The 24,370-nt window shown below is 28.7% G+C and carries 26 protein-coding genes, 1 tRNA gene and 1 pseudogene; 19 read left to right on the forward strand and 9 right to left on the reverse strand.

What is annotated here, in order from left to right:
* Positions 1–8 precede the first annotated feature (8 nt).
* Entirely contained in the window at positions 9–1,475 is a 1,467-nt protein-coding gene (gene zwf, locus AB162_RS01210) for a glucose-6-phosphate dehydrogenase (RefSeq protein ID WP_053096774.1), read from the reverse strand.
* Positions 1,476–1,779: 304 nt separating this feature from the next.
* Between zwf and pyk the strand changes: the two genes are divergently transcribed.
* On the forward strand, positions 1,780–3,225 hold the full coding sequence (gene pyk / locus AB162_RS01215) for a pyruvate kinase (protein WP_053096777.1): 1,446 nt from the start codon (positions 1,780–1,782) through the stop codon (positions 3,223–3,225).
* A gap of 284 nt (positions 3,226–3,509) precedes the next feature.
* Positions 3,510–4,865 carry an Nramp family divalent metal transporter gene (locus tag AB162_RS01220; protein ID WP_053096779.1) on the forward strand — a complete coding sequence of 452 codons (1,356 nt, stop codon included), beginning with the start codon at positions 3,510–3,512 and terminating at the stop codon, positions 4,863–4,865.
* Between the two features lie 51 nt (positions 4,866–4,916).
* Here AB162_RS01220 and ruvB read toward each other — a convergent pair whose 3' ends face one another.
* The 5 genes from ruvB to AB162_RS01245 form a co-directional block, all read right to left on the reverse strand.
* The gene (gene ruvB / locus AB162_RS01225) at positions 4,917–5,927 is read right to left on the reverse strand and encodes a Holliday junction branch migration DNA helicase RuvB (protein ID WP_053096781.1); all 1,011 of its coding nucleotides are present in this window, start codon (positions 5,925–5,927) and stop codon (positions 4,917–4,919) included.
* On the reverse strand, positions 5,924–6,538 hold the full coding sequence (ruvA, locus tag AB162_RS01230) for a Holliday junction branch migration protein RuvA (RefSeq protein ID WP_053096783.1): 615 nt from the start codon (positions 6,536–6,538) through the stop codon (positions 5,924–5,926). The genes ruvB and ruvA overlap by 4 nt, the downstream gene beginning before the upstream one ends.
* A 100-nt stretch (positions 6,539–6,638) precedes the next feature.
* Positions 6,639–7,127, reverse strand: coding sequence for a crossover junction endodeoxyribonuclease RuvC (ruvC, locus tag AB162_RS01235; RefSeq protein WP_053096785.1), 489 nt, complete (start codon positions 7,125–7,127; stop codon positions 6,639–6,641).
* A 747-nt stretch (positions 7,128–7,874) separates the two neighbouring features.
* Complete coding sequence (gene aspS / locus AB162_RS01240) at positions 7,875–9,656, reverse strand: aspartate--tRNA ligase (RefSeq protein WP_053096787.1); 1,782 nt, start codon at positions 9,654–9,656, stop codon at positions 7,875–7,877.
* A gap of 371 nt (positions 9,657–10,027) precedes the next feature.
* Entirely contained in the window at positions 10,028–10,765 is a 738-nt protein-coding gene (locus tag AB162_RS01245; RefSeq protein WP_053096789.1) for a phosphatase, read from the reverse strand.
* A gap of 95 nt (positions 10,766–10,860) precedes the next feature.
* Here AB162_RS01245 and AB162_RS01250 point away from each other — a divergent pair.
* Positions 10,861–10,950, forward strand: a tRNA-Ser gene (locus tag AB162_RS01250).
* A 49-nt stretch (positions 10,951–10,999) separates the two neighbouring features.
* Here AB162_RS01250 and serS read toward each other — a convergent pair.
* From serS to AB162_RS01260, 3 genes and pseudogenes are all read right to left on the reverse strand, one after another.
* Complete coding sequence (serS, locus tag AB162_RS01255; RefSeq protein ID WP_053096791.1) at positions 11,000–12,292, reverse strand: serine--tRNA ligase; 1,293 nt, start codon at positions 12,290–12,292, stop codon at positions 11,000–11,002.
* Between the two features lie 45 nt (positions 12,293–12,337).
* Positions 12,338–12,769 (reverse strand): annotated as a pseudogene (locus tag AB162_RS02930) (outer-membrane lipoprotein carrier protein LolA).
* A gap of 235 nt (positions 12,770–13,004) precedes the next feature.
* Positions 13,005–14,858, reverse strand: coding sequence for a DNA translocase FtsK 4TM domain-containing protein (locus AB162_RS01260; RefSeq protein WP_053096793.1), 1,854 nt, complete (start codon positions 14,856–14,858; stop codon positions 13,005–13,007).
* A gap of 69 nt (positions 14,859–14,927) precedes the next feature.
* On the opposite strand from AB162_RS01260, the gene trxB reads away from it, so the two are divergent.
* From trxB to rpmC, 16 genes are all read left to right on the forward strand, one after another.
* Positions 14,928–15,890 carry a thioredoxin-disulfide reductase gene (trxB, locus tag AB162_RS01265; RefSeq protein WP_053096795.1) on the forward strand — a complete coding sequence of 321 codons (963 nt, stop codon included), beginning with the start codon at positions 14,928–14,930 and terminating at the stop codon, positions 15,888–15,890.
* A gap of 112 nt (positions 15,891–16,002) precedes the next feature.
* Positions 16,003–16,221 (forward strand): translation initiation factor IF-1, encoded by a 219-nt coding sequence (infA, locus tag AB162_RS01270; protein ID WP_053096797.1) that lies wholly within the window; start codon positions 16,003–16,005, stop codon positions 16,219–16,221.
* 43 nt (positions 16,222–16,264) lie between these two features.
* Entirely contained in the window at positions 16,265–16,993 is a 729-nt protein-coding gene (artP, locus tag AB162_RS01275) for an arginine ABC transporter ATP-binding protein ArtP (RefSeq protein WP_053096799.1), read from the forward strand.
* Positions 16,994–17,038: 45 nt separating this feature from the next.
* On the forward strand, positions 17,039–17,770 hold the full coding sequence (locus AB162_RS01280; protein ID WP_053096801.1) for a transporter substrate-binding domain-containing protein: 732 nt from the start codon (positions 17,039–17,041) through the stop codon (positions 17,768–17,770).
* 5 nt (positions 17,771–17,775) lie between these two features.
* Positions 17,776–18,456, forward strand: coding sequence for an ABC transporter permease subunit (locus tag AB162_RS01285; protein ID WP_053096804.1), 681 nt, complete (start codon positions 17,776–17,778; stop codon positions 18,454–18,456).
* 11 nt (positions 18,457–18,467) lie between these two features.
* Positions 18,468–19,115 (forward strand): arginine ABC transporter permease ArtM, encoded by a 648-nt coding sequence (artM, locus tag AB162_RS01290; RefSeq protein ID WP_082239275.1) that lies wholly within the window; start codon positions 18,468–18,470, stop codon positions 19,113–19,115.
* A gap of 469 nt (positions 19,116–19,584) precedes the next feature.
* Positions 19,585–19,896 (forward strand): 30S ribosomal protein S10, encoded by a 312-nt coding sequence (gene rpsJ / locus AB162_RS01295; protein ID WP_053096806.1) that lies wholly within the window; start codon positions 19,585–19,587, stop codon positions 19,894–19,896.
* 35 nt (positions 19,897–19,931) lie between these two features.
* Positions 19,932–20,567 carry a 50S ribosomal protein L3 gene (rplC, locus tag AB162_RS01300; RefSeq protein WP_053096808.1) on the forward strand — a complete coding sequence of 212 codons (636 nt, stop codon included), beginning with the start codon at positions 19,932–19,934 and terminating at the stop codon, positions 20,565–20,567.
* 10 nt (positions 20,568–20,577) lie between these two features.
* Positions 20,578–21,189 (forward strand): 50S ribosomal protein L4, encoded by a 612-nt coding sequence (gene rplD, locus AB162_RS01305; RefSeq protein WP_053096810.1) that lies wholly within the window; start codon positions 20,578–20,580, stop codon positions 21,187–21,189.
* Positions 21,186–21,491 (forward strand): 50S ribosomal protein L23, encoded by a 306-nt coding sequence (gene rplW, locus AB162_RS01310; RefSeq protein ID WP_053096812.1) that lies wholly within the window; start codon positions 21,186–21,188, stop codon positions 21,489–21,491. Before rplD ends, rplW begins: the two co-directional genes overlap by 4 nt.
* A gap of 19 nt (positions 21,492–21,510) precedes the next feature.
* Positions 21,511–22,332: a 50S ribosomal protein L2 gene (rplB, locus tag AB162_RS01315; RefSeq protein WP_053096814.1), complete on the forward strand. Its 822-nt coding sequence runs from the start codon at positions 21,511–21,513 to the stop codon at positions 22,330–22,332.
* A gap of 32 nt (positions 22,333–22,364) precedes the next feature.
* A complete protein-coding gene (gene rpsS, locus AB162_RS01320; RefSeq protein WP_053096816.1) occupies positions 22,365–22,643 on the forward strand; it encodes a 30S ribosomal protein S19 in 279 nt (92 codons plus the stop codon).
* Positions 22,644–22,697: 54 nt separating this feature from the next.
* Positions 22,698–23,030 (forward strand): 50S ribosomal protein L22, encoded by a 333-nt coding sequence (rplV, locus tag AB162_RS01325; protein ID WP_053096817.1) that lies wholly within the window; start codon positions 22,698–22,700, stop codon positions 23,028–23,030.
* Positions 23,031–23,046: 16 nt separating this feature from the next.
* Positions 23,047–23,748: a 30S ribosomal protein S3 gene (gene rpsC, locus AB162_RS01330; RefSeq protein ID WP_053096819.1), complete on the forward strand. Its 702-nt coding sequence runs from the start codon at positions 23,047–23,049 to the stop codon at positions 23,746–23,748.
* A 12-nt stretch (positions 23,749–23,760) separates the two neighbouring features.
* Positions 23,761–24,171, forward strand: coding sequence for a 50S ribosomal protein L16 (gene rplP, locus AB162_RS01335; RefSeq protein WP_053096822.1), 411 nt, complete (start codon positions 23,761–23,763; stop codon positions 24,169–24,171).
* Positions 24,171–24,365, forward strand: a complete 195-nt coding sequence (gene rpmC, locus AB162_RS01340; RefSeq protein WP_053096824.1) for a 50S ribosomal protein L29 — start codon at positions 24,171–24,173, stop codon at positions 24,363–24,365. The genes rplP and rpmC overlap by 1 nt, the downstream gene beginning before the upstream one ends.
* Positions 24,366–24,370: the final 5 nt, after the last annotated feature.

Consider the following 24,370-nt stretch of genomic DNA (forward strand, 5'->3'; position numbering starts at 1 on the left):
TCTATGTTTTAATTATGCCAAGAGCGACTATCTTTAGTCATCATGGTAACTGATGCTATAGGTCCCCAGGTACCTGCTTGATATGGTTGTGGTGCATCATTATTTTTTTTCCAAGCTTCGATAATTGAATCTACCCATTTCCATGCTTCTTCGATTTCATCTCTTCGAACAAAAAGAGATTGAATTCCTCGCATAGTTTCTAATAAAAGACGTTCATAAGCATCTGATATATTTTTATTAAAAGTTTTAGTAAAACTTAGATCTAACTTAGTAGTTTTGAGGCAATGTTTATTGCCAAGCCTAGGTACATTATTTACAATCTGAATTTCCATTCCTTCATCTGGCTGCAGTCTAATAGTTAGCTTATTTGGTGGAAGTGGTTGATATGAATCGCGAAATAAGTTAATAGGTGGATTTTTAAAATATACAACTACTTCTGAACATTTGATCGGTAAACGCTTACCAGTACGTAAATAAAATGGTACTCCTGCCCATTGCCAATTATCAATATTGACACGAATAGAAACAAAAGTTTCAGTAAGACTGTTTTTATTTGCGCCTTCTTCTTCTAAATAACCAGGGACTTTTTTACCATTAATCCATCCTTCAGTATACTGACCACGTACTGTAGTATCATGCACATTACTATTATCGATCGTACGTAGAGAACGTAGTATTTTAACTTTTTCATCTCTAATATTATCTGTGGTTAAATCAGCAGGAGGTGACATAGCGATAATAGTTAATATTTGTAGCAAATGGCTTTGAATCATATCACGCATTTGACCAGCTTGATCAAAATAACTCCACCGTCCTTCGATACCAACTTCTTCAGCTACTGTAATTTGTACGTGATCTATATTACTGTTATTCCAATTATTTGCAAATAAAGAATTAGCAAACCTAAGAGCCAGTAAATTTAGTACTGTTTCTTTGCCAAGATAATGATCGATACGGTATATTTGGTTTTCTTTAAAGTATTTAGCAACTTGATCATTAATGATGCGCGATGATTCTAAACTAGTACCTAATGGTTTTTCTAGTACTATACGGTGAGGATTGTTATTAATGTTAATTTCTTTTAATCCTTGACAAATAGAGCTAAAAGTATTTGCTGGCATAGCAAAATAATTAATTATTACTCTGGACATAGGATCTATTTTTTCTGCTAAAATAAAAAAATTTTTTGTTTCATTTATATCAAAATTACAAAAATTTAAACGCGTGCTTAATATATTCCATATTTTTTCGTCAATTTTTTCTTTCATAAAAGTTTCTAGCGCTTTGCGTACCATATAAGTGTAAGCTTTAATATCCCATTCTGCACGACCCACACCAATAATGCGTGTTTCAGGATGAATATAACAAGCTTTTTCTAGCTGATACAAAGATGGTAATAACTTACGACGAGCTAAATCTCCTTTTGCGCCAAAAATTACTAGATCACATGCTTGGGCTATGGATGTCACAGCCATTTTTTTTTCCTCAGCAAAGATAAATTTATAATATAAGTTTTTATTATACCTATATTTATACTAATCTTAATATTTAAGTTATCAACACTAGTTAACAGAAAATAATATTTTTAAAAAAATTAATATATTTAACTAAATTTTATCATTCACAATAACATAAATTAAATATTAGCGTACTGTTATTAAGTACCATTTAACATATTGAATAACATGATAGACTTGAATAAAGTAAACTACGTATTTTAACAGTTAGTTTTAGTAATAACTGTGAAAAATAATTATTATAACTTCAACGGAGTAATTTATGTTCAGGCGGTTAAGAAGAACCAAAATAGTAACTACACTTGGTCCTGCTACCGATCGTGACAATAATATTGAAAATATTATTTTAGCTGGTGCTAATGTAGTACGCTTAAATTTTTCGCATAGCACTAAGGAAGATCATATAAGACGTGCTAAACAAGTTCGTGAAATTTCTGCTCGTTTAGGGCGTTATGTAGCTATTCTTGGTGATTTACAAGGTCCTAAGATACGTATATCTACTTTTTGTCAAGAAAAAATTTTCTTGGATATTGGTGATAAATTTATACTGGATGCAAACCTTGCGTGCGGGGTAGGTAACAGCGAAATAGTTGGTATTGATTATAAGGGTTTACCTGGTGATGTACTACCAGGTGATATATTACTGTTAGATGATGGTAGAATACAGTTAAAAGTACTACAAATTAAAAACTTAAAAATTTATACTGAAGTTACTGTAGGCGGGTTTTTATCTAATCACAAAGGTATTAATAAATTAGGTGGGGGGCTTTCAGCAAAATCGCTAACCAACAAAGATAAAGCAGATATTATCACTGCGGCTCAAATAGGTGTGGACTACTTAGCGATATCATTCCCTCGTAATGGAAAGGATATTTCCTATGCTCGTCAGCTAGCAAGTAATTATGGCAGTAAGGCAAAAATAGTATCTAAAGTAGAGCGTGCTGAAGCTGTTGCATCTAATGAATCTATAGATGATATAATTTTAGCTTCTGATGTTATTATGGTAGCACGTGGAGATTTAGGTATTGAAATTGGAGATGCCGAATTAGTAGGTATACAAAAAAAATTAATTAAACGTGCCCGTCAGTTGAATCGTGCTGTTATTACAGCTACTCAGATGATGGAGTCAATGATAAATAACCCCATGCCTACTCGTGCAGAAGTTATGGACGTAGCGAATGCAGTACTAGATGGTACTGATGCTGTAATGTTATCAGCTGAGACTGCTACAGGTCAATATCCAGTAGAAACTGTGGCAGTTATGGCTAAAGTATGTCTAGGAGCAGAGAAAATTCCTAGTATAAATATTTCTAAACATCGAATTGATGTGCAGTTTAATAACATAGAAGAAGCTGTTGCTATGTCTGCAATGTATGCAGCTAATCATCTTAAAGGAATTACTGCAATTATATCTATTACTGAGTCAGGACATACTGCGCTAATGATGTCTCGTATTAGCTCAGGTCTACCAATTTTTGCTTTATCCCGCCATGAGCAGACATTAAATCTTACAGCATTATATCGTGGAGTCACTCCAGTATATTTTAATTATAATGGTAAAGGAGTAGCAACTGCTATTAATGATGCGATTAGCATGTTACGTAACCAAGGTTTGTTATTAGTTGGTGATTTAGTAATTATTACCTACGGCGATGTTATTGATATGGTAGGAACAACTAACACTAGCAGAATTTTACTAGTTAAATAGTCATTTAAATTACAGAAAAATTATATATAAATATATATTTAAATATTAAATTTATTTATAAAAAATAAATATTTATTAATTATATTAGTTATTAACTAATCACTTCTTTTTTAACATAGCTATTATTAATACTTACTTAATTTAAACAATTAATTTTTTTTTGATAAAAATAGGTATATTTAGTTATTAATTTAATATTATTAAATTTTAATAAGGTCATAACAATTACCTTAGCAAAGTATTCTGTTAATAACAATATTAACCAAAAAATTTAGGACCAACCAATGGAAACTGCTAGGAAAAATAGCCTGGAAGAAATGAATAGTACTATTCCTGTACCTACTAGCAAAGCTAAATTTATTAGAAAATTATTTGCTTTTTCCGGACCTGGAGCACTAGTTGCAGTAGGCTATATGGATCCTGGTAATTGGATTACTTCTATTCAAGGTGGTGCCCAGTATGGTTATTTATTATTATCTGTAGTATTAATTTCTAGCTTAATTGCTATGTTATTACAAGTAATGTGTGCAAAGCTAGGAATTGTTACTGGTATGGATTTAGCTCAGGCTACCAAAGTACTAGTTGGCCGAAGAATTGCTATAATTTTATGGATTACCACAGAATTAGCTATTATTGCTACAGAAATGGCTGAAATTATAGGTAGTGCAATAGCACTTAACTTATTATTTAATATTCCATTATTACTAGGTGTCATTATTACAGTAGTAGATGTTATATTACTGTTAATTTTACTAAAATTTAGTATTAGAAAAATAGAAGCTGTAGTATTTGTTTTAATTTTAACTATTTTTTTTATTTTTTTATATGAAGTAATTTTAACAAAACCTAATATATTATTGATAATAAAATCATTTATTCCGCATACTGATATTATAACTGCTCATATCTCTGGTGGAGAATCTGCGTTTTTTATTGCACTAGGTATTGTAGGTGCTACGGTGATGCCACATAATCTTTATTTACATTCTTCTCTTGTCCAGTCTCGTAAATATCTTAGAAACGATCCTTTAGCTTTAGAAGAAGCTATACGTTATGCTACCATAGATTCCAATATGCAGTTATGTTTTTCATTTATCATTAATTGCTTATTATTAATTCTTGGAGCTTCATTATTTTTTGGTAATCACCCAGAAGATATTGGTAGATTTGCTCAACTTTATAATGCATTACAAGATCATAATATAGCCGGTACTATAGCAAGTTCTACATTAGCGAAACTTTTTGCTATTGCATTACTTGCATCTGGGCAAAATGCTACCATTACTGGTACATTGGCCAGCCAAATTGTTATGGAAGGTTTTGTTAATTTAACTTTACCGCTCTGGCAACGTAGGATAATAAATAGGTTAATAGCTATATTACCAATAATAATTGGTATTTATTTATGGGGAGAAAAAGGTGAAGTTATAGAAAAATTACTAGTTTATACTCAAGTATTTTTAAGTTTAGCTCTACCTATTTCTATGCTCCCGTTATTATACCTAACGTCTTCTAAAAAAATTATGGGAGATTTTGTTAATTGTAAAACTTTTATTATTACTGGTTGGATAGCCAATATTATTTTAATTACATTAAATATACAGTTAATTATTAAAACAATAAATATGTTATTAAATTAACTTAAAATACAAGTTAAGTAGTATATTATACTTATAATTTAGTAATTGCACTTACCTTTGTAAACTAAAGTGACGATAAGCTTCATCAGTAACAATACGTCCTCTAGGTGTTCGTTGGATAAACCCTTGTTGGATTAAAAATGGTTCTAGTACATCTTCTATAGTCTCTTTTTCTTCACCAATAGCTGCTGCTAGATTATCTAATCCTACTGGTCCTCCAAAAAATTTATTAATAATTACGAGTAGTAATTTACGATCCATATAATCCAATCCAGCAGTATCAACATTAAGCATATTTAGTGCTCTCATTGCTACATCTATAGTAATTTTATTATTACCATCACTACTACTAGCAGCATTATTATTTACTTCTGCGAAGTCTCTTACTCTTCTTAGAAGCCTATTAGCGATACGTGGAGTACCTCTTGCACGTCGCGCAATTTCAATTGCTCCACCATCAGTGATAGTCAACGATAGGTAAGTAGCACTAAGTTGTATAATTTTTTGTAAGTCTTTATTAGAATAAAATTCTAATCTTTGGACAATACCAAAACGATCACGTAATGGTGAAGTTAAAGATCCTGCTCTAGTAGTTGCACCAACTAACGTAAATTTTGGTAATTTTATTTTAATTGAACGTGCTGCTGGTCCCTCACCTATCATTATATCTAGCTGATAATCTTCCATTGCAGGATATAATATTTCTTCAACTACATGTGGTAAACGATGAATTTCGTCTATAAATAATACGTCATGCGATTCTAAGTTGGTTAGTATTGCGGCTAAATCTCCTGCTTTTTCTAAAATAGGACCAGATGTACTACGCAGGTGTACCTCCATTTCGTTAGCAATAATAGTTGCTAACGTAGTTTTACCTAATCCAGGTGGACCAAAAAGTAATATATGGTCTAATGCCTCTCCGCGTATTTTTGCAGCTTGAATAAAAATTTTCATTTGCTCACTTATACTAGGTTGGCCAATATAATCCACTAATTTTTTTGGCCTATAGTGGTAATCGACTACTTCTTCTTTAGAAATTAAACTATCATCAGATTCTATCAATCATTTTCTCCTAATATAGTTGTGCGTAATGCCTTTATTATTAATGTTTCACAGTTAGATCCTATACTAGATTGAGCTACCTTGTTAACCATTTGGCTAGCGTTATTATAGGTATAACCTAGGGAAATTAGTGCTGCGATCGCTTCTTTTTTATTATCTGTAAAATCTGGTAATTCTCCTATAGATAGGAATGTTTTATAGGTATTTTTAAATCTGTCTTTCATTTCTACTAAAAGACGTTCTGCTGTTTTTTTACCAACTCCTGGTAATTTAATTAGAGTATTAATTTCGTTATTTGCTACTGCGCTATAAAATTCTTTTTCTGACATACCAGAAATAATAGCTAACGCTAGTTTGGGTCCAACACCATTAACTTTAATTAGTTCCCGAAATAGTATAATCTCGTTTTTTTTAAAAAAACCAAATAAAATTTTTATATCTTCGCGTACAATACAATGAGTATATAGGGTAACTTCTTGACCAATTCCCGGTAATCCATCAAAAGATGTTATAGGCATATACACTTCATAACTTATACCTATCCCGTATATTTCTAATAATATTAGTGGCGGCTGTTTTTCTATAATTATGCCTCTTATACGTCCAATCACATTGAACTTCCTTTTTTAGATATATAAGTTTGATAATTTTTATATAAGTAAAATAATTTAACTTACTAGCTAGACTAGCTATATTAAGGTTTTGATCTTATTATAAGTATTCGTGAATAGCATTTTTACTAACATGGCAATGTGTTATAGCTATTGCTAATGCATCTGCTGCATCAACTTTCGGAGTAGTTGATAAATTAAGTAAGGTACGTACCATATGCTGTACCTGATTTTTTTCAGCTGAACCAATACCTACTAATGTCTGTTTTACTTGCCGGGCAGCATATTCAAATACTGGAATATTATTATTCATAGCTGCTACTATAGCCACACTACTTGCTTGACTAAGCTTCAGCGCCGAATTAAAATTTTTAGCTATAAAAATCTGCTCAATAGCAAAGTATTGCGGCTTAAATTGAGTAATAATCTGGTTTACACCAATATAAATTAATTTTAATCGGTTAGGGAAATCATTGACTTTGGTTCTAATACAACCACTAGCTACATAGCTAATACTTTGTTCTTTTTGACATATAACACCATAACCAGTCATGCGTGAACCAGGGTCAATACCTATAATAATAGTCATTATTTAGCCATATTTATTTTAATATTAGTTATTTTTATTGATAACTAATAAATATTTCTATTATTATCAATATATTTTCCTTAATATGAAGTATTTAATAAATTAATTAAACAATTTAATTTAATTACAGCATGTTTATGCTATTAATTCATAATTAAAGAAATAAAAGAAATAAATTCTAAATGTTAGAATTTAGTAGTTAAACTTACATTATTAAATGTAGCTTTAAAATTAATTAGTATTGTTTAGTATAAATATCAATAGCACAATTTTGATACAAATTATCTCATTAATAAAATATTATAAAGCTACGTACATTAATATATATTCGTGAATATCTTTTTATAAATAAAAGATATTACTCCTTGTTTTTTGAATAAATAATAAATATAATAGTACTAACTGTATATTTATTACGTACATAATTACTACTTAGACATTAGTATCTATCCTTCATATAGGATAGTTGCATTGTTATCTATAATACCTATGGTTAGAGCATGTTATAGCACTATTTATAGTTTCGCTTGTAATATTAAAAGATAGTCTTGGATATATTGCAACGCGTAACCTATAATTTAAATTAGTATTTTAACCACACTAGCTGCAGTCACTAATTATAGGATAATTGTAGTAAAAAAATTTTTTTAGCATTATTCTTAACTTTAAGATATTTAGTATTAGCAATATTTACTATCATTAGTATACATAATTATTCTATACTTATAATTTTATTATTATAACCTATTAATTATTTATATTTTTGGTCTTAATGAAAGCAAGAGATAGTTCTGTTAGGGCATTAGTATTAGCTACACTTGGAGCATTAATCATTAGATCAACAGCAGTATTTGTTTTTGGGAAAGCTATAACGTCACGAATATTATCTGTACCAGTGAGTAACATAACAAGACGATCAAGACCAAAAGCAAAACCAGCATGTGGAGGGGTACCATATTTTAGGGCATCAAGTAAAAAACCAAATTTTTCCAGCTGCTCGTTTTTAGTCATCCCCAAAATACTAAATATAGTTTGTTGTATTTCCTCACTATGAATTCTTACTGAACCACTACCCACTTCGTATCCATTAATTACCATATCATATGCATTAGCTATTGCAATTAATGGATTTTTGGATAAATTTACTATATTCATATCTTTAGGTGCAGTAAATGGATTATGTACTGCGCTTAAATTACCTTTATTATCTACTTTAAACATAGGAAAATCGACAATCCATAACGGTGAATAAATATTTTTGTCGTTTAAATTTAGGTCTATTCCTAATTTAATACGTAGTGCTCCTATTGCATAGGAAATAATTTTTACATTATCTGCGCCAAAAAACAAAATGTCTCCATCACTAGCCTTGGTTCGTTCTAATATAGCATTAATTACTTCTGGAACTAAAAATTTAGTTATAGGACTTTTTATTCCTTCGATACCCATGTTGCGCTTATAAATTTTCATACATACTATAAATTTAACACCATATAAGTTATTAACATATTTCTCGTATTCTTTTATCTTAGTATTATTAATACGAGCAGCGCCTCCTGGTACGCGTAGTGCTACTACTCTGTTTTCTTTATTCTTTGCAAGATCAGCCATAATTTTCCATGAAACCTGTGTTACTAAATCGGCAATATCAACCAGTTCCATAGAATTACGTAAATCAGGTTTATCAGTACCAAAACGGCATATAGCTTCAGCATAGCTCATGGTATTAAATTTTTTTAGTTCTACTCCTTTAATTATTTTCCATAAATAACTAGTTAAATTTTCCATCAATTCACATACTTTTGATGCTGTCATAAATGAAGTTTCAATATCTATTTGGGTAAATTCCGGTTGTCTATCAGCACGTAGATCTTCATCACGAAAACATTTGACAATTTGGTAATAGCGATCAAAACCAGATATCATTAATAATTGTTTAAATAATTGTGGTGATTGCGGTAGTGCATAACATTTACCTTTATAAAATCTGCTTGGTACTAGGTAGTCACGAGCACCTTCTGGTGTAGCTTTTGTTAACATTGGTGTTTCAATATCCAAGAAACCTTTCTCTTCCAGAAATTTTCTTACTAAGCTAGTAATACGTGCACGTAATTTTATACGTTGTGCCATTTCTGGACGACGGAGATCAAGATAACGAAATTTTAGACGTTGCTCTTCAGTATTATTTTTATTATTATCTAATGGTAATGGCTTGGAGCTATTAATTATAGTTAATTTAGTTGCTAATACTTCGACCTCTCCTGTAACCATATTATAGTTAATTTGGTTATCAGGACGAGCTTGTACAATACCAGTTATTTGGACACAAAAATTATTACGTAGTTCTGTAGCACTGGAAAATATAATTGGGTAATTATAATTAAATAATACTTGTACTGGTCCTTCTCGGTCTATTATTTCAATAAAAATACATTTACCAAAATCTCTATGGCGAGTAACCCAACCGCATAAAGTAACTTCTTGCCCAAGATATGATTTATTTAGCTGCCCGCAGTATACAGTACGCATAAATAATATCCTTACTGACTAATAAAATTGATAATCTATATTATCAATTATAATCAATATTATTGATATAATCTATTTTTTAGATTTAATTACAATTAATAATTGTACATAATAAATTTAATAATTATATTTATATAATAATTAATACCATATATTTATTATGCACTGCTATAATAATATCCGTTAAATATTTATTTAAATATCAATTAAAATTAGGTATTAATTTAATTAATAATTTAGTTATATTGTATTACAATTTATAATTAATTGCGTTATTAGTGAATAATCATTTCAAAAAATTATTAATTTTTATATATTTGTGTATTATATAATATATGGCGTAATAATATATTTGTAAAATATAATTAAAATTAAAAATTACATAAATCAGGTATTAGTAAATTACTTTTTTGTTTTAAAAAAGATAAAACTTTTTGTGGAGAAACATTTAATATTCTTTCCTCTGGAAATGATTCTTCTTGTAAAATACGTTTACAATGATCAAAATTACCTAATGACCAAGACACATGAGAATCAGATCCAAGAGCTAACCAACCATTAGCATCTCTAGTTGCTGCAACTATCGCACGACAATTAGATGCACTACCTGGTCTTGAATGAGTAAATGAAGAATTATTTAGCTCTAATGCTACTTGATAATAAGCTGCCGCCTCTACTACTGCAGAAATATCAATCGGATATTGTGGATTACCAGGGTGACTAATAATGTGTACTTTACCTCTTGACATTGTTGCAATCATAGCAGCTGTATGTATGCTTAAATCTTGTGGTGGAAACACTGTTTCATGAAAACCTGCAATAATTAAGTCCATAGCATCGAGTGCTATCGATGGACAATCAATATCACCATTAACATTTTTAATATTTGCTTCAATGCCACGTAATATACCTATTCCATTAATAATTCTTGGCCAGATACGCATATTAATAAAATGATACTCATGTGGAGCATCTGCCATATCAGGACCATGATCTGTAATAGCAATCAATTTTATTTCTTTTTTTATTGCTTCAGCAATATAATCATGCAGTGTACTATAAGCATGAGTACTAGCAATAGTATGTATATGCAGATCTACGGGATACATGGATGTTCCTTTTATTACTGATATTCAATTAAGTGAATTATAGTGATTTTATTTTATTTTTAAACTAATATAAAAAATAAAAATTTTTAGGTAAGGGTGAGGTGTCCGAGTGGTTGAAGGAGCATGCTTGGAAAGCATGTATACACAAAAGTGTATCAAGGGTTCAAATCCCTTTCTCACCGCCATTTACCATTTTGAATAATATGTATGTGGTGTGTGTATAACTCAATACATTTAGCCAATATAATCTAATCCTTTCATGTAAGGTACTAGTTTAACTGGTATTTTAATACGTCCATCAGAAAGTTGGTAGTTCTCTAAAACTGCAATAAGAGTACGGCCAACTGCTAAACCCGAACCATTTAAAGTATGTAGAAATTTTAATTTTTTACTTTTATTACTACGAAAACGTGCTAGTATACGACGTGCCTGAAAATCACTAATATTCGAGCAAGAAGACACTTCACGGTAAGTATTTTGTGCTGGACACCATACTTCTAAATCATAAGTTTTACATGATGCGAAACCCAAATCACCTGTACATAATAGTATTTTTCGATATGGCAAATTTAATAATTGTAATACTTGCTCTGCATGTCCAGTCATATTTTCTAGTGCTTGCATTGATTGTTCTGGTGTGGTTACCTGTACTAATTCAACTTTATCAAACTGATGCATACGAATTAGTCCGCGGGTGTCTTTACCATAAGACCCTACTTCAGAACGAAAACATGAAGTATGAGCTGTCATTTTCAATGGTAACATCTCTTCATCAAAAATTTTACTACGAAGTAAATTAATTAAAGGAACTTCAGCAGTTGGTATTAAAGTATAAAAATTATTTGTATTTTCTTTGTGTAGTGGCTTTATATGAAATAAATCATTAGTAAACTTAGGTAAGTGACCAGTCCCATACAATGAAGTTTGATTTACTAAATATGGTAAAGCGTACTCCTGGTAACCATGTTGTTGAGTATGTAAGTCTAACATAAATTGCGATAAAGCACGATGTAGACAAGCAATTTGTCCACGCATAACAACAAAACGTGAACCTGCTAGTTTTACTCCAGCAGTAAAATCTATACCATCATGGATAAGACCTAAATCAACATGATCTCTTATTGGAAAATAATATTTAATTTGCTCACCCCAGCGTAAAACTTCAATATTATCTTTATAATTTTCACCATCTGGAACATCGTCTGCAGGTATATTTGGTAGTACCAGTATAGATTCGTTAATTTTATTTCGCAAAGAATCTAACTCTAATTTAATAATTTTTAATTGTTGATTTATTTTTGATACTTGTTTACATATTATACTAATATCTAATTTTAGATCTTTATTATAATTAATTATCTTAGATTTATAGTTACGTTCAGCTTGTAACTGTTCTTTTTTAGTTTGTAATGTTTTACGTAGTTTTTCTTGCTGACTAAATTGTTCAGTATCTAATAAAAATTTTCTACGATTAAGTTTCTTAGCTATATTAATAATATCATAACGTAATAAGTCCATATCAATCATATTATTCAACCTATATTTATATTAAAATAATAATATTTTTGATTTTTATTTACGTTGATCATATAATGATACCATTGACGGTAATTTCAATTTAAATTCTTTAGTATTGATTATTTTTCTTTTGTTGTTAAAAAATTTAGATATACTATATAAACAATTTTTATCAATCATAACAAATTCCTTAATAGTTCCATTAGTGGTAATTTGTATAGTAAATGTCTCCAAATTACTATTTTTGTCTTTTGGTATTAATGTAAATAAATTTTTATTTTTAATATTGTATTTTTTCCAATCATTATTAAAATTTAATATTATTAATATTAATGGTGTATCATAAATATAATTTTTTCACAAACTAGCAATTACGAGTTCTACAAATGGATTATACATTAATAATGTTTTACCATATGATATTAATATATTTTCATCTGGTAAATTTAAATGTAATTTCAAATAATTAGTATATTTAAATAAAATATTCCCTTAACTTTGGTGTATTATATTTTTTTTAAATTCATTATTAATTTAGTAAAATTAGCATACAAATTATTAATTTTATTAAACCTATTTTTTAATATATCATTATCATTAGCTCATGCTGATACTAGTGGGATTATAAAAAAAATAAAATATTGTTATTATTAGTTTTGTAATTTGATTATAGTATTAATTTTAATTAAATATTAAATTTATTCTAGGTTAAGATTATATTTTATATATTTTTCCAATAATTTACTACGGAATTGATTTCTATATTATGCACTAATACTCCATGAACACGTATTGGTAATGATGCATTAGGAGCAAGATAAAGCATATCACCCATACCAAGTAAAGACTCAGCACCTGTTTGATCTAAAATGATTATTGATTCTGTTTTACTGGAAACAGTAAAAGCAATACGAGTAGTCATGTTATTATTCATTATTCTTTTAATAATATCTAAAGATGGACGTTGTGTAGAAAGTATTAAGTGAATACCAGAATCTTGAGCTTTTTGTGATAAACAAACAATTAAATCTTCTATTTTGTTACCAATAATATCAGATAACTCATGAACTATAATTACAATATATGGTAATGGTTCTAAGATAGAGATAGATAAATTATTATTTGTTTTAATATATTTATTATAAGTATCTAAATCACTTAATCCAATAAGTGACATTAGTTGATATCGTCTCTCCATTTCACTAATACACCAACATAGGATATTCATGGCATCATTAATGTCAGTAACTACGTTGGTTAAAAGATGAGGTATTCCATTATACACTGAAAGTTCTAATATATAAGGATCAATAATAATTAAACCTACTTGTTGTGGTGTTGCTTTATACAAAATACTTAAAATCATAGTGTGAAGTCCTACTGTTTTTCCAGAACCTTTAGTACCAGCCACTAACAAATTAGGAATTTTTTTTAAATCGATCACTACTGTGTTACCAAAAATATTTTTTCCAAGAATTAAAGATAATGGTGATATTAATGTAATAAATTCATGACTGTCTAATACTTCATTTAAATAAATTGTATTACGTTGTTTATTAGGTATATCTATACCGATATAATATTTTCCATTAATAATTTCTTTTGTTATTTTTAATTTATCAGTAGATAATACTTTTGCTAATTGTTTTGATAGTTTATAGATAATTGATACACTGACACCAGGTTCTACATCTAACTGAAAACGAGTAATTACTGGTCCTGTAATAATGTTTAAAATTTTTACTTTAATATTATAATTATTAATTAAATATAATTCTATTAATTTTGATTGTTTATCTAAATATAAGTTATCTACTTTGTATTTTTTGTTTTCTATTTTAGGTAAAATAGACATTGAAGGTAATGTAAAAATTTTACTAAAAAAATTAAAATTATTAAACTTACTTATAAACTTAATATCATGTTTTTTTTTAATTAAATTTTTATTTTTATTAAGCTCATTATTTAAATGATTGATTTTTTTTATTTCTAATAAATTGTGTTTTTCTGAAAAAAATAATTTTTTTATATTTTTTTTAATTTTTGTTATTTGATTAACAATAATTATTGTTATTTTACCGATGATATCTATAATCGATAAAAAAACTATTTTAGTTAGAAATATAACATTAATAACCCAAATGATTAATAATATTATTGTTATAATATTTTTATTAAAAAATTTTAATAAATAATTACTTAATAATAATCCAACTATACCTCCAGAATTAACATATATATTTTTATAATTAAAATTAATAAGACAGCAAGAAGTAATAATTATTAAAAAAATACTAATTATTTTAATAGATACATTAAATAAATTAATATGTTTACGTTGTACAAATATACAACAGCAATTATAAAAAATAATAAATGGTATTATATATGTTAATAGTCCAAAAAAAAATAATAAAGTATCTGCTAGCCAAGATCCTATTTTACCACCTATATTATGGATTGGAATAATTCCACTAAATTGTAACCAACTAGGATCATAAGTATCAAAGCTAAATACAATAGCTATTAAATAGCATGAAAAAATAAAAAATATAGTCAATATTAGCAATAACATGTATATAGATACTAATTATCTATTTATTATGATAAAATGTATAAAATAAATTTATTTAAAATATAAATTATGTGTAAATTACAACATCATAAAATCATTATTTTAGGCTCTGGACCTGCTGGTTATACTGCTGCTATATACGCAGCAAGAGCGAACTTACATCCTTTGCTTATTACTGGAATAAGCAAAGGTGGTCAACTTATTTCTACTAATGAAGTAGAAAATTGGCCTGGAGATCCCCAAACATTAACTGGACCAAAATTAATGGAACGTATGTATCTTCAGGCAATAAAATTTAATACAAAAATATTATATGATAATATCGTTAATGTTAATTTAAAACAAAGTCCGTTTTATTTAGTAGGTGATATTAATCAATATACTTGTAACGCACTTATTATTGCTACAGGTGCTTCAGCACGTTATTTAGGAATTTCTTCAGAAGATGAATACAAAGGTAAAGGAGTGTCAGTTTGTGCTACATGTGATGGTTTCTTTTATCATAACCAAACAGTTGCAGTAGTAGGAGGTGGTAATTCTGCTGTCGAAGAAGCACTATATCTTTCTAATATAGCTAAAGAAGTACATATTATTCATCGTAGTAAAATATTTCGTGCCGAACAAATTTTATTAAATAGACTGATGAACAAAGTGAACAATGGTAATATTATATTACATACTAATAAAATAGTTAATGAAATTACAGGAAATAAAATTTCAGTTACTGGTTTAATTTTAAAAAATTTAATTTCTAACACATTAGAACATTTATCTGTGGCAGGAATTTTTATTGCTATAGGGCATAATCCAAATACTTCAATTTTTAATGGACAACTAGCTTTGACAAATGGTTATATTAAGGTACAGTCAGGTACCAATGGTAATGCAACGGTAACTTCAATACCTGGAATATTTGCTGCTGGCGATGTTACAGATCAACATTATCGTCAAGCAATTACTGCAGCTAGTACTGGTTGTATGGCTGCTTTAGATGCAGAACGTTATCTAAATACACTAAAATGTGTTAACTAATAATATTAGTATAAAACATTTAAATTAATTTAAAAAAAATTTAAATTAATCAATTAATTAATCTTACTTATTAACATCTTATTGGATGGATATAAGAGGTATATAGGTATATATGACAAAAGAAGAAAATATTGAAATACAAGGTACTGTATTAGATACTTTAGCTAATACTATTTTTCGTGTTGAATTAGAAAATGGTCATATAGTTACGGCGCATATATCTGGTAAAATGCGTAAAAATTATATCAGAATATTAACAGGTGATAAAGTAACTGTTGAGCTAACTCCATATGATTTAAAAAAAGGACGTATTATATTCCGTAGTAGATAAATTAAATTTATTAAAAATAATAATTAATTTATATAAAACATTTATGCAACTTACTCTAAGAGAAATTAACTTTTTTTATGGAACGTATCAAGCGCTATTTAATATCAATCTTACCTGCTTATCAGGTGATATAGTCGTACTACTGGGACCAAGTGGTGCAGGTAAAAGTTCTTTACTCAGGATATTAAATTTACTAGAAATTCCTAGTAACGGTCAATTAAATATTGCTGGTAATCATTTTGATTTTAGTAATGTCCCTAAAATTAATGCTATTATTTCCCTACGTAAGCAGGTAGGGATGGTTTTTCAACAATATAATCTATGGCCTCATTTGACCGTACGACAAAACTTAATTGAAGCTCCTTGTCGAGTACAAGGAGTAGTTCGTGCCATTGCTAATATTAGAGCTGATAAATTACTTAATAGATTAAAGCTAAAAAATTTTGCTGATCGATTTCCTTTGCATCTTTCTGGTGGAGAACAACAGAGAGTAGCAATTGCACGTGCATTAATGATGGAGCCCAAGGTGTTACTATTTGATGAACCAACTGCTGCATTAGATCCAGAAATTACTGCACAAATTATTAGTATTATTCGTGAATTATCACAAACTGGTATTATTCAAGTCATTGTTACGCATGAAATTGAACTAGCGCGTAAAATAGCTAGTTATGTAGTATATATGGAAAGTGGTAAAATTATAGAACAAGGCGATGCTAGCCATTTTACTTGTCCACAAACAATAAATTTTGCTAATTATTTATCACACTAACATAGTAAAAATATTTTAAATATTTAATTTTAAACATATAAAATTATGAAAAAAATAATAATAATATTATTATCTAATATATTTAATTTTTCAGCTATTACTGAGACTGTACGCTTTGCTACTGATGCAACTTATGCACCATTTGAATTTATTAGTGCTAATAATAACATTATAGGATTTGATATTGATATTGCTAATGCATTATGTAAAACAATGCAAATGACTTGCAGATTTACCAATCAAGCATTTGATAATCTTATTCCAAGCTTAGATTATCACAGTTGTGATGCAGTAATAGCTGGAATGGATATTACTCCAGAACGTAGTAAAAAAATTTCTTTTACTAATTCATATTATAATAATTCCGCAATAATAGTGACTACTAAAAAAAATAAATTTGTTCTGTCAACTCAGATTAAAAATAAAAAAATTGGCACTCAATATGGATCTACTCATCAAAAATATTTAATAGATAGATATCCTAATATAAATATTGTTTCTTATGATAGCTATCAGAATGCTATTCTAGATTTAAAAAATGGACGTTTAGATGGTGTTTTCGGTGATACAGCTGTAATTAATCAATGGATAAAAAAAGATAATAATTTAATGATTATTGGTAAAAAAATTACTGATAAATATTATTTTGGTACAGGTCTTGGTATTGCTATAAAAAAAGATAATCTAATTTTATTAGAAAAATTAAACAAAGCATTAACTAATATTAAAAATAATGGAACTTATAAAATAATTTATACAAAATGGTTTAATAATTAATTTTAATGATAGAAATATACCTATTAATTAGTGCTACTATTACAACACTTAAGCTAGCATTATTAGCAATGATAATTGGACTAACTTTAGCCATTAGTATTGCTATTATAGAAGAATTAAAAATTTTTAAAATATTATTAATAATAGGTAAATTTTTATTTTTAATTATATGTAGTTTACCAGAAGTATTAGTAGTAATATTTATTTATTTAGGAATATCAAAATTATTAGTTATACTAAATAATATTATTTTTAACATAGGTAATATTAATTATATAAATATTAGTCCAGTTTTATGTGGTGTAATAGCATTAGCATTAATATATGCTGCATCTGCATATCAAATAATATCTGGAGCTTTTAAATCAATATCAAAAAGCCAATGGGAATCAGGTCAAGTATTAGGAATGAATAATAATGTTATTTTTTTTAAGTTAATACTGCCACAAATGTGGCAATATGCATTACCAGGATTAGGTAATCAGTGGTTAGTGTTATTAAAAGATACTGCTTTAGTTTCACTAATTAGCGTTAATGACTTGATGTTTCAAACTAAAAATATTATATTAATTACTAATAAACCTTATAAATGGTATTTATTATCAGCTTTTATTTATATATTAATTACTTTGTTAAGTAACTTAATTTTATTAAAAATAAATTTTTTAGTTAATCGTTTTAATTAGGCAGTATGTTAATGTTTAGTTATATTAAAATAATATTATTAGGTTTACCAACAAGTTTAATATTAATGCTAATATCTATTATATTAGCATTTTTATTATCATTATTTTTTACAAAAAAAATAATTTTAAAAAAAAATTTTTTTTCACTATTAATTAAATTATATATTATAATATTTACTGGTACGCCATTTTTAATACAACTGTTTTTTATTTATTATGGCTTCGGACAGTTAACAACTTTATATGCTAATTATTGGTTATTATCTTTATTATCACATCCTTGGCTATGTGCTATAATAGCATTAGCACTTAATAGTGCTGCATATAGTACTCAATTATTTATTGGATCAATCCGTACTATATCATCTGGACAGTGGCAAGCTTGTACTGCGCTTGGTATGAATAAAAAACAATCTTTAGGTATATTAATGCCATTAGCTATAAAAAAATCATTACGATTATATACTAATGAAATAATTTTAGTATTTAAGAGTACTTCACTAGTTTATACTATTACTATTATGGATATCATGGGCTATAGTAAATTTCTTTATGGAAGAAGTTATGATTTATTAGTATTTTTAGCTGCTGGAGTTATATATTTTTGCGTAAATAGTATTTTACTATACTTAATGAATATTTTTACAAAAAACAGTTAATTTTTGATATACGTAATTAGTTATTTTTTATGTTCAGCGCTTATAGTGAGCTACGAAGCTAGATACTAATAACTAGCACTACAATCAGTAGTACTGTATAAAAACTATTTATAATTAATTTAAAATGTTAAAATTAACATAATTTTACATATATATTTTAATTTTATTTTATTTAATTATTTAAATACATTTATATTTAAAATAACTGCTTAATAAGCATCTACTAATATAGTAGACTTTGCAACAATTTTTAAAATAAAAAATAGATATATTTATTAGTTAAAGTTAATAAACTAAATTATAAATATACATAGCAATAAGCATTTTTCTCAAATTATCTTGATTATTAGCTTAAATTGACTTAAAATTATATAAAATATTTTTTTGTAAAAAAACTACTTTTTCTTTAAAAAAGCTAATACAATTAGTACCAAAATGTAAGTTTTATTTTAATCGGAGCGCTGGTATTATGCAGAACCAAAGAATACGTATAAGGTTAAAAGCTTTTGATCATCGTTTAATTGATAAATCAACTGCAGAAATTGTAGATACTGCTAAACGTACTGGAGCTCAAGTACATGGTCCGATTCCGCTACCGACACGGAAAGAGTACTTTACTATTTTAATTTCTCCGCATGTAAATAAAGATGCTAGAGATCAATATGTAATTAGAACTCATAAACGTCTAGTTGATATTATTGAACCAACAGAAAAAACAGTTGATGCTTTAATGCGTTTAGAACTAGCTGCCGGTGTTGATGTGCAAATTAGCTTAGGTTAAGTTAATTGGTTAATGATAATAAGGAGTCCAAATTAATGAAAGGTTTAATTGGACGAAAAATTGGTATGACTAGCATTTTTACTAAAGATGGTATCTCTATACCAATAACTATTATAGAAATAGAAGTAAATAGAGTAACTCAAATAAAATCTATAAAAAAAGATGGATATTGTGCTTTTCAAGTTACTACTGGAATAAAAAAAGCTAACAAGATAATTAAACCTGAAGCTGGTAACTTTATAAAAGCAGGAGTTGCAGCAGGTCGTAGTTTATGGGAATTTCGTGTTACAAATACAAATTCAATAACAATAGGTCAAAGTATAACCATTGAACAATTAGCTAATATTAAAAAAGTAGATGTTACAGGTATTTCTAAAGGTAAGGGATTCTCAGGCACAATAAAACGTTGGAATTTTCATACTCAAGATGCTAGTCATGGTAATTCATTATCTCATAGAGTCCCGGGTTCTATAGGTCAAAACCAAACTCCAGGAAAAGTATTTAAAGGTAAAAAAATGGCAGGACAAATGGGTAATAAACGCGTAACTGTTCAAAATTTAGAGGTAATAAGTATTGACAAAACACGTAATTTATTACTAGTAAAAGGTGCTATTCCAGGAGCACCAGGGAATGATCTGATTATCAAACCAGCTATTAAGCTAGCACATTAAGGAGATAAGAATGGAATTGGTATTACAAGACACGCAACAAGCGTTTACTGTGTCCGAAACCATTTTTGGGTGTAATTTTAATGAATCGTTGATACATCAGGTAATTGTTGCATATGCAGCAAATGCACGACAAGGGAGTCTGGCTCAAAAAAATCGTGCTGAAGTAGTAGGTTCGAATAAAAAACCATGGCGTCAAAAAGGTACTGGCCGTGCTCGTGCTGGTACAGTAAAAAGTCCAATTTGGCGTTCAGGAGGTATAACTTTTGCTGCTAAACCACAAGATTATAGTCAAAAAATAAATAAAAAAATGTATCGTGGAGCTATAAAAAGTATTTTTTCTGAATTATTACGTCAACAACGATTAATTATTGTTAATAATTTTGCTATTACCGCACCAAAAACTAAATTATTAGTAAAAAAACTAAAAGATATGGCATTAGAAAATGTATTTATTATAACTCATCAGTTAGATAAAAATTTATGTTTAGCTGCACGTAATCTTTATAAAGTAGATGTTTGTGACGTTAATACTACTAATATTAATTTAATTAGTTTAATAAATTTTGCACAAGTTATAATTACAGCAGATTCTATCAAAAAACTTGAGGACAAGTTAGTATGATACCTGAAACAAGTGTGTTTAAAGTACTACATGCTCCGCATGTTTCTGAGAAAGCATCTGTATTGATGGAAAAAAATAATACTTTTGTTTTAAAAGTAGCTAAAAACTCTACTAAGAGAGCCATTAAAAATGCTTTACTAAAATTATTTACAGTAAAAGTAAAAAAAATACATACTATAGTTGTAAAAGGTAAAGTAAAACGTCATGGACGACGTATTGGTTTACGTAGTGATTGGAAAAAAGCTTATATAACTCTAACAGATAAACAAAATTTAGATTTTATAAGCAGCAGTATCAAATAAGTTAGGAATTGTTAAAACTATGACTATAGTAAAATGTAAACCAACATCTCCTGCTCGACGACATGTTATAAAAATAGTTAATACTGAACTACATAATAACAAACCTTTTGTTCCTTTATTAGAAAAAAAAAGGAAATCAGGTGGTCGTAATAATAATGGACGTATTACTACTCGTCATATTGGTGGTGGACATAAACAACGTTATCGTTTAATAGACTTTAAACGTAACAAAGATTCCATTCCAGCAATAATAGAGCGAATTGAATACGATCCAAATCGGTCAGCTAATATCGCTTTATCTTTATATAAAGATGGTGAACGTCGTTATATTTTAGCACCTAAAGGATTAAAAGTAGGTGATCAAATTACATCTGGTAATAATGCTATAATAAAAGCTGGTAATACTCTACCAATGAGTAATATACCGCTTGGTTCTATAGTACATAATGTAGAAATAAAACCAGGAAAAGGTGGGCAGTTAGCTCGTGCTGCTGGTACTTATGTTCAAATTTTAGCTCGTGATGATAAGTATGTTACCTTACGTTTACGCTCTGGTGAAATGCGTAAAATTCACTCTGAATGTCGTGCTACATTAGGTGAAGTAGGCAATCATGAACATATGTTAAGCATGTTAGGTAAAGCAGGTGCAAATCGCTGGCGTGGTATTCGTCCCACTGTTAGGGGAACAGCAATGAATCCTGTTGATCATCCCCATGGTGGGGGAGAAGGTCGTAATTTTGGGAAACACCCGGTATCTCCGTGGGGAATAAAAACTAAAGGTAAGAAAACACGTAATAATAAACTAACTGATAAGTTTATTATACATCGCCGTGGGTCGTAAATTAGAAATATAAATAATTAGAGGATAATTTCATGCCACGTTCTCTCAAGAAAGGTCCTTTCATTGATCTGCATTTACTGCAGAAAGTAGAGAAAGCGGTGAAAACTAGTGATAAAAAACCTATTCGTACTTGGTCTCGTCGTTCAACAATCTTTCCTACAATGATAGGTTTAACTATTGCTGTTCATAATGGAAGACAACACATACCTATTTTTATTGCTGATGATATGGTTGGTTATAAACTTGGTGAATTTGCCCCAACACGTACTTATCGCGGTCATACAGCAGATAAAAAAACTAAAAAGCGTTAGGATTTAGAGTATTAGAAGAGTAGAAGAGTATTAGAGTAAAAGGTATAAAAATACATGAATACTGTTGCTAAACATCGTTACGCTCGTTCTTCAGCTCAAAAATTAAGATTAGTAGCTGAATTAGTTCGTACTAAAAAAGTAGATCAAGCACTAAATATATTAAATTATACTAACAAAAAAGCTGCTGTTTTAGTAAAAAAAGTCATAGAATCTGCTATTGCTAATGCTGAACATAATTATGGAGCAGATATAGATAATCTAAAAATTTCAAAAATTTTTATTGATGTTGGGCCTAGCATAAAACGTATTCTACCTCGTGCTAAAGGTAGAGCAGATCATATTATAAAGCGTACTAGCCACATTACAGTTGTAGTATCTGATAGTTAAACTATGGAGATTAGTAATGGGTCATAAAGTACATCCTAATGGGATGCGCTTGGGGATTGTTAAACACTGGAACTCTACTTGGTATGCAAATACCAAAGAATTCGCTAACAACCTCAATAGCGATTTTAAAGTTCGTCAGTTTATTATGAGTGAATTATCAAAAGCGTCTATTTCTAGAGTTATTATAGAACGTCCAGCTAAGAGTATTCGCGTAACCATTCATACAGCTCGTCCAGGTATTGTTATTGGTAAAAAAGGCGAATACGTTGAGAAATTACGTCAGGCAGTAGCAAATATTGCAGCTGTTCCTGCACAAATTAATATTACTGAAGTACGTAAACCAGAACTTAATGCAACACTTGTTGCTAATAGTATAGCTTCACAGTTAGAAAAAAGAATAATATTTCGTCGTGCTATGAAACGTGCAGTGCAAAATGCTATACGTTTAGGTGCTAAAGGAGTTAAAGTTGAAATTAGCGGCCGTTTAGGTGGTGCTGAAATAGCACGTAAAGAATGGTACCGTGAAGGTCGTGTTCCTTTACATACTTTAAGAGCAGATATAGATTATAGCTTCTCTGAAGCTAATACTACTTATGGTGTAATCGGAGTAAAAGTTTGGATTTTTAAAGGTGAAATATTAGATAATATAATAGCAATTGAACCACCACTAGTATTATCTAATCCGCTAAAAGCACCGCAACGTAAAAGCCGTAAGTGAGGAACATCACTAATGTTACAACCAAAGCGAACAAAATTCCGTAAGATGCAAAAAAGTCGGAATCGTGGTTTTACATTAAATTCAAATATTAATTTCGGCACTTTTGGTTTAAAAGCTATTAATCGTGGTTATTTAACTGCTCGTCAAATAGAAGCAGCACGTCGTGCTATAACACGTGCAGTCAAAAGACAAGGAAAAATTTGGATAAGAATTTTTCCAGATAAACCTATAACTGAAAAACCACTTGAAGTACGTATGGGTAAGGGTAAAGGTAACGTTGAACACTGGGTTGCCGTAATTAAACCAGGTAAAATATTATATGAAATAGATGGAGTGACAGAAGAGCTAGCTCGCGCGGCATTTAAGCTAGCCACAGCTAAACTACCAATACTAACAACTTTTGTAAAAAAGATGATAATCTAATGATCTCAAAAGAGTTACGTAATAAAAATACTACAGAATTAAATCAAGAATTAATAAGTTTACTTCGTGAGCAATTTAACCTACGTATGCAAGCCGCAAGCGGACAATTACGACAAACTAACTTACTAAGAAAAGTAAGGAATAATATTGCACGTGTAAAGACATTATTAACAATTAATAAGAATACGGGTTGATAATA

It is taken from the genome of Candidatus Palibaumannia cicadellinicola (assembly GCF_001269425.1).
Classification (GTDB): domain Bacteria; phylum Pseudomonadota; class Gammaproteobacteria; order Enterobacterales; family Enterobacteriaceae; genus Baumannia; species Baumannia cicadellinicola_A.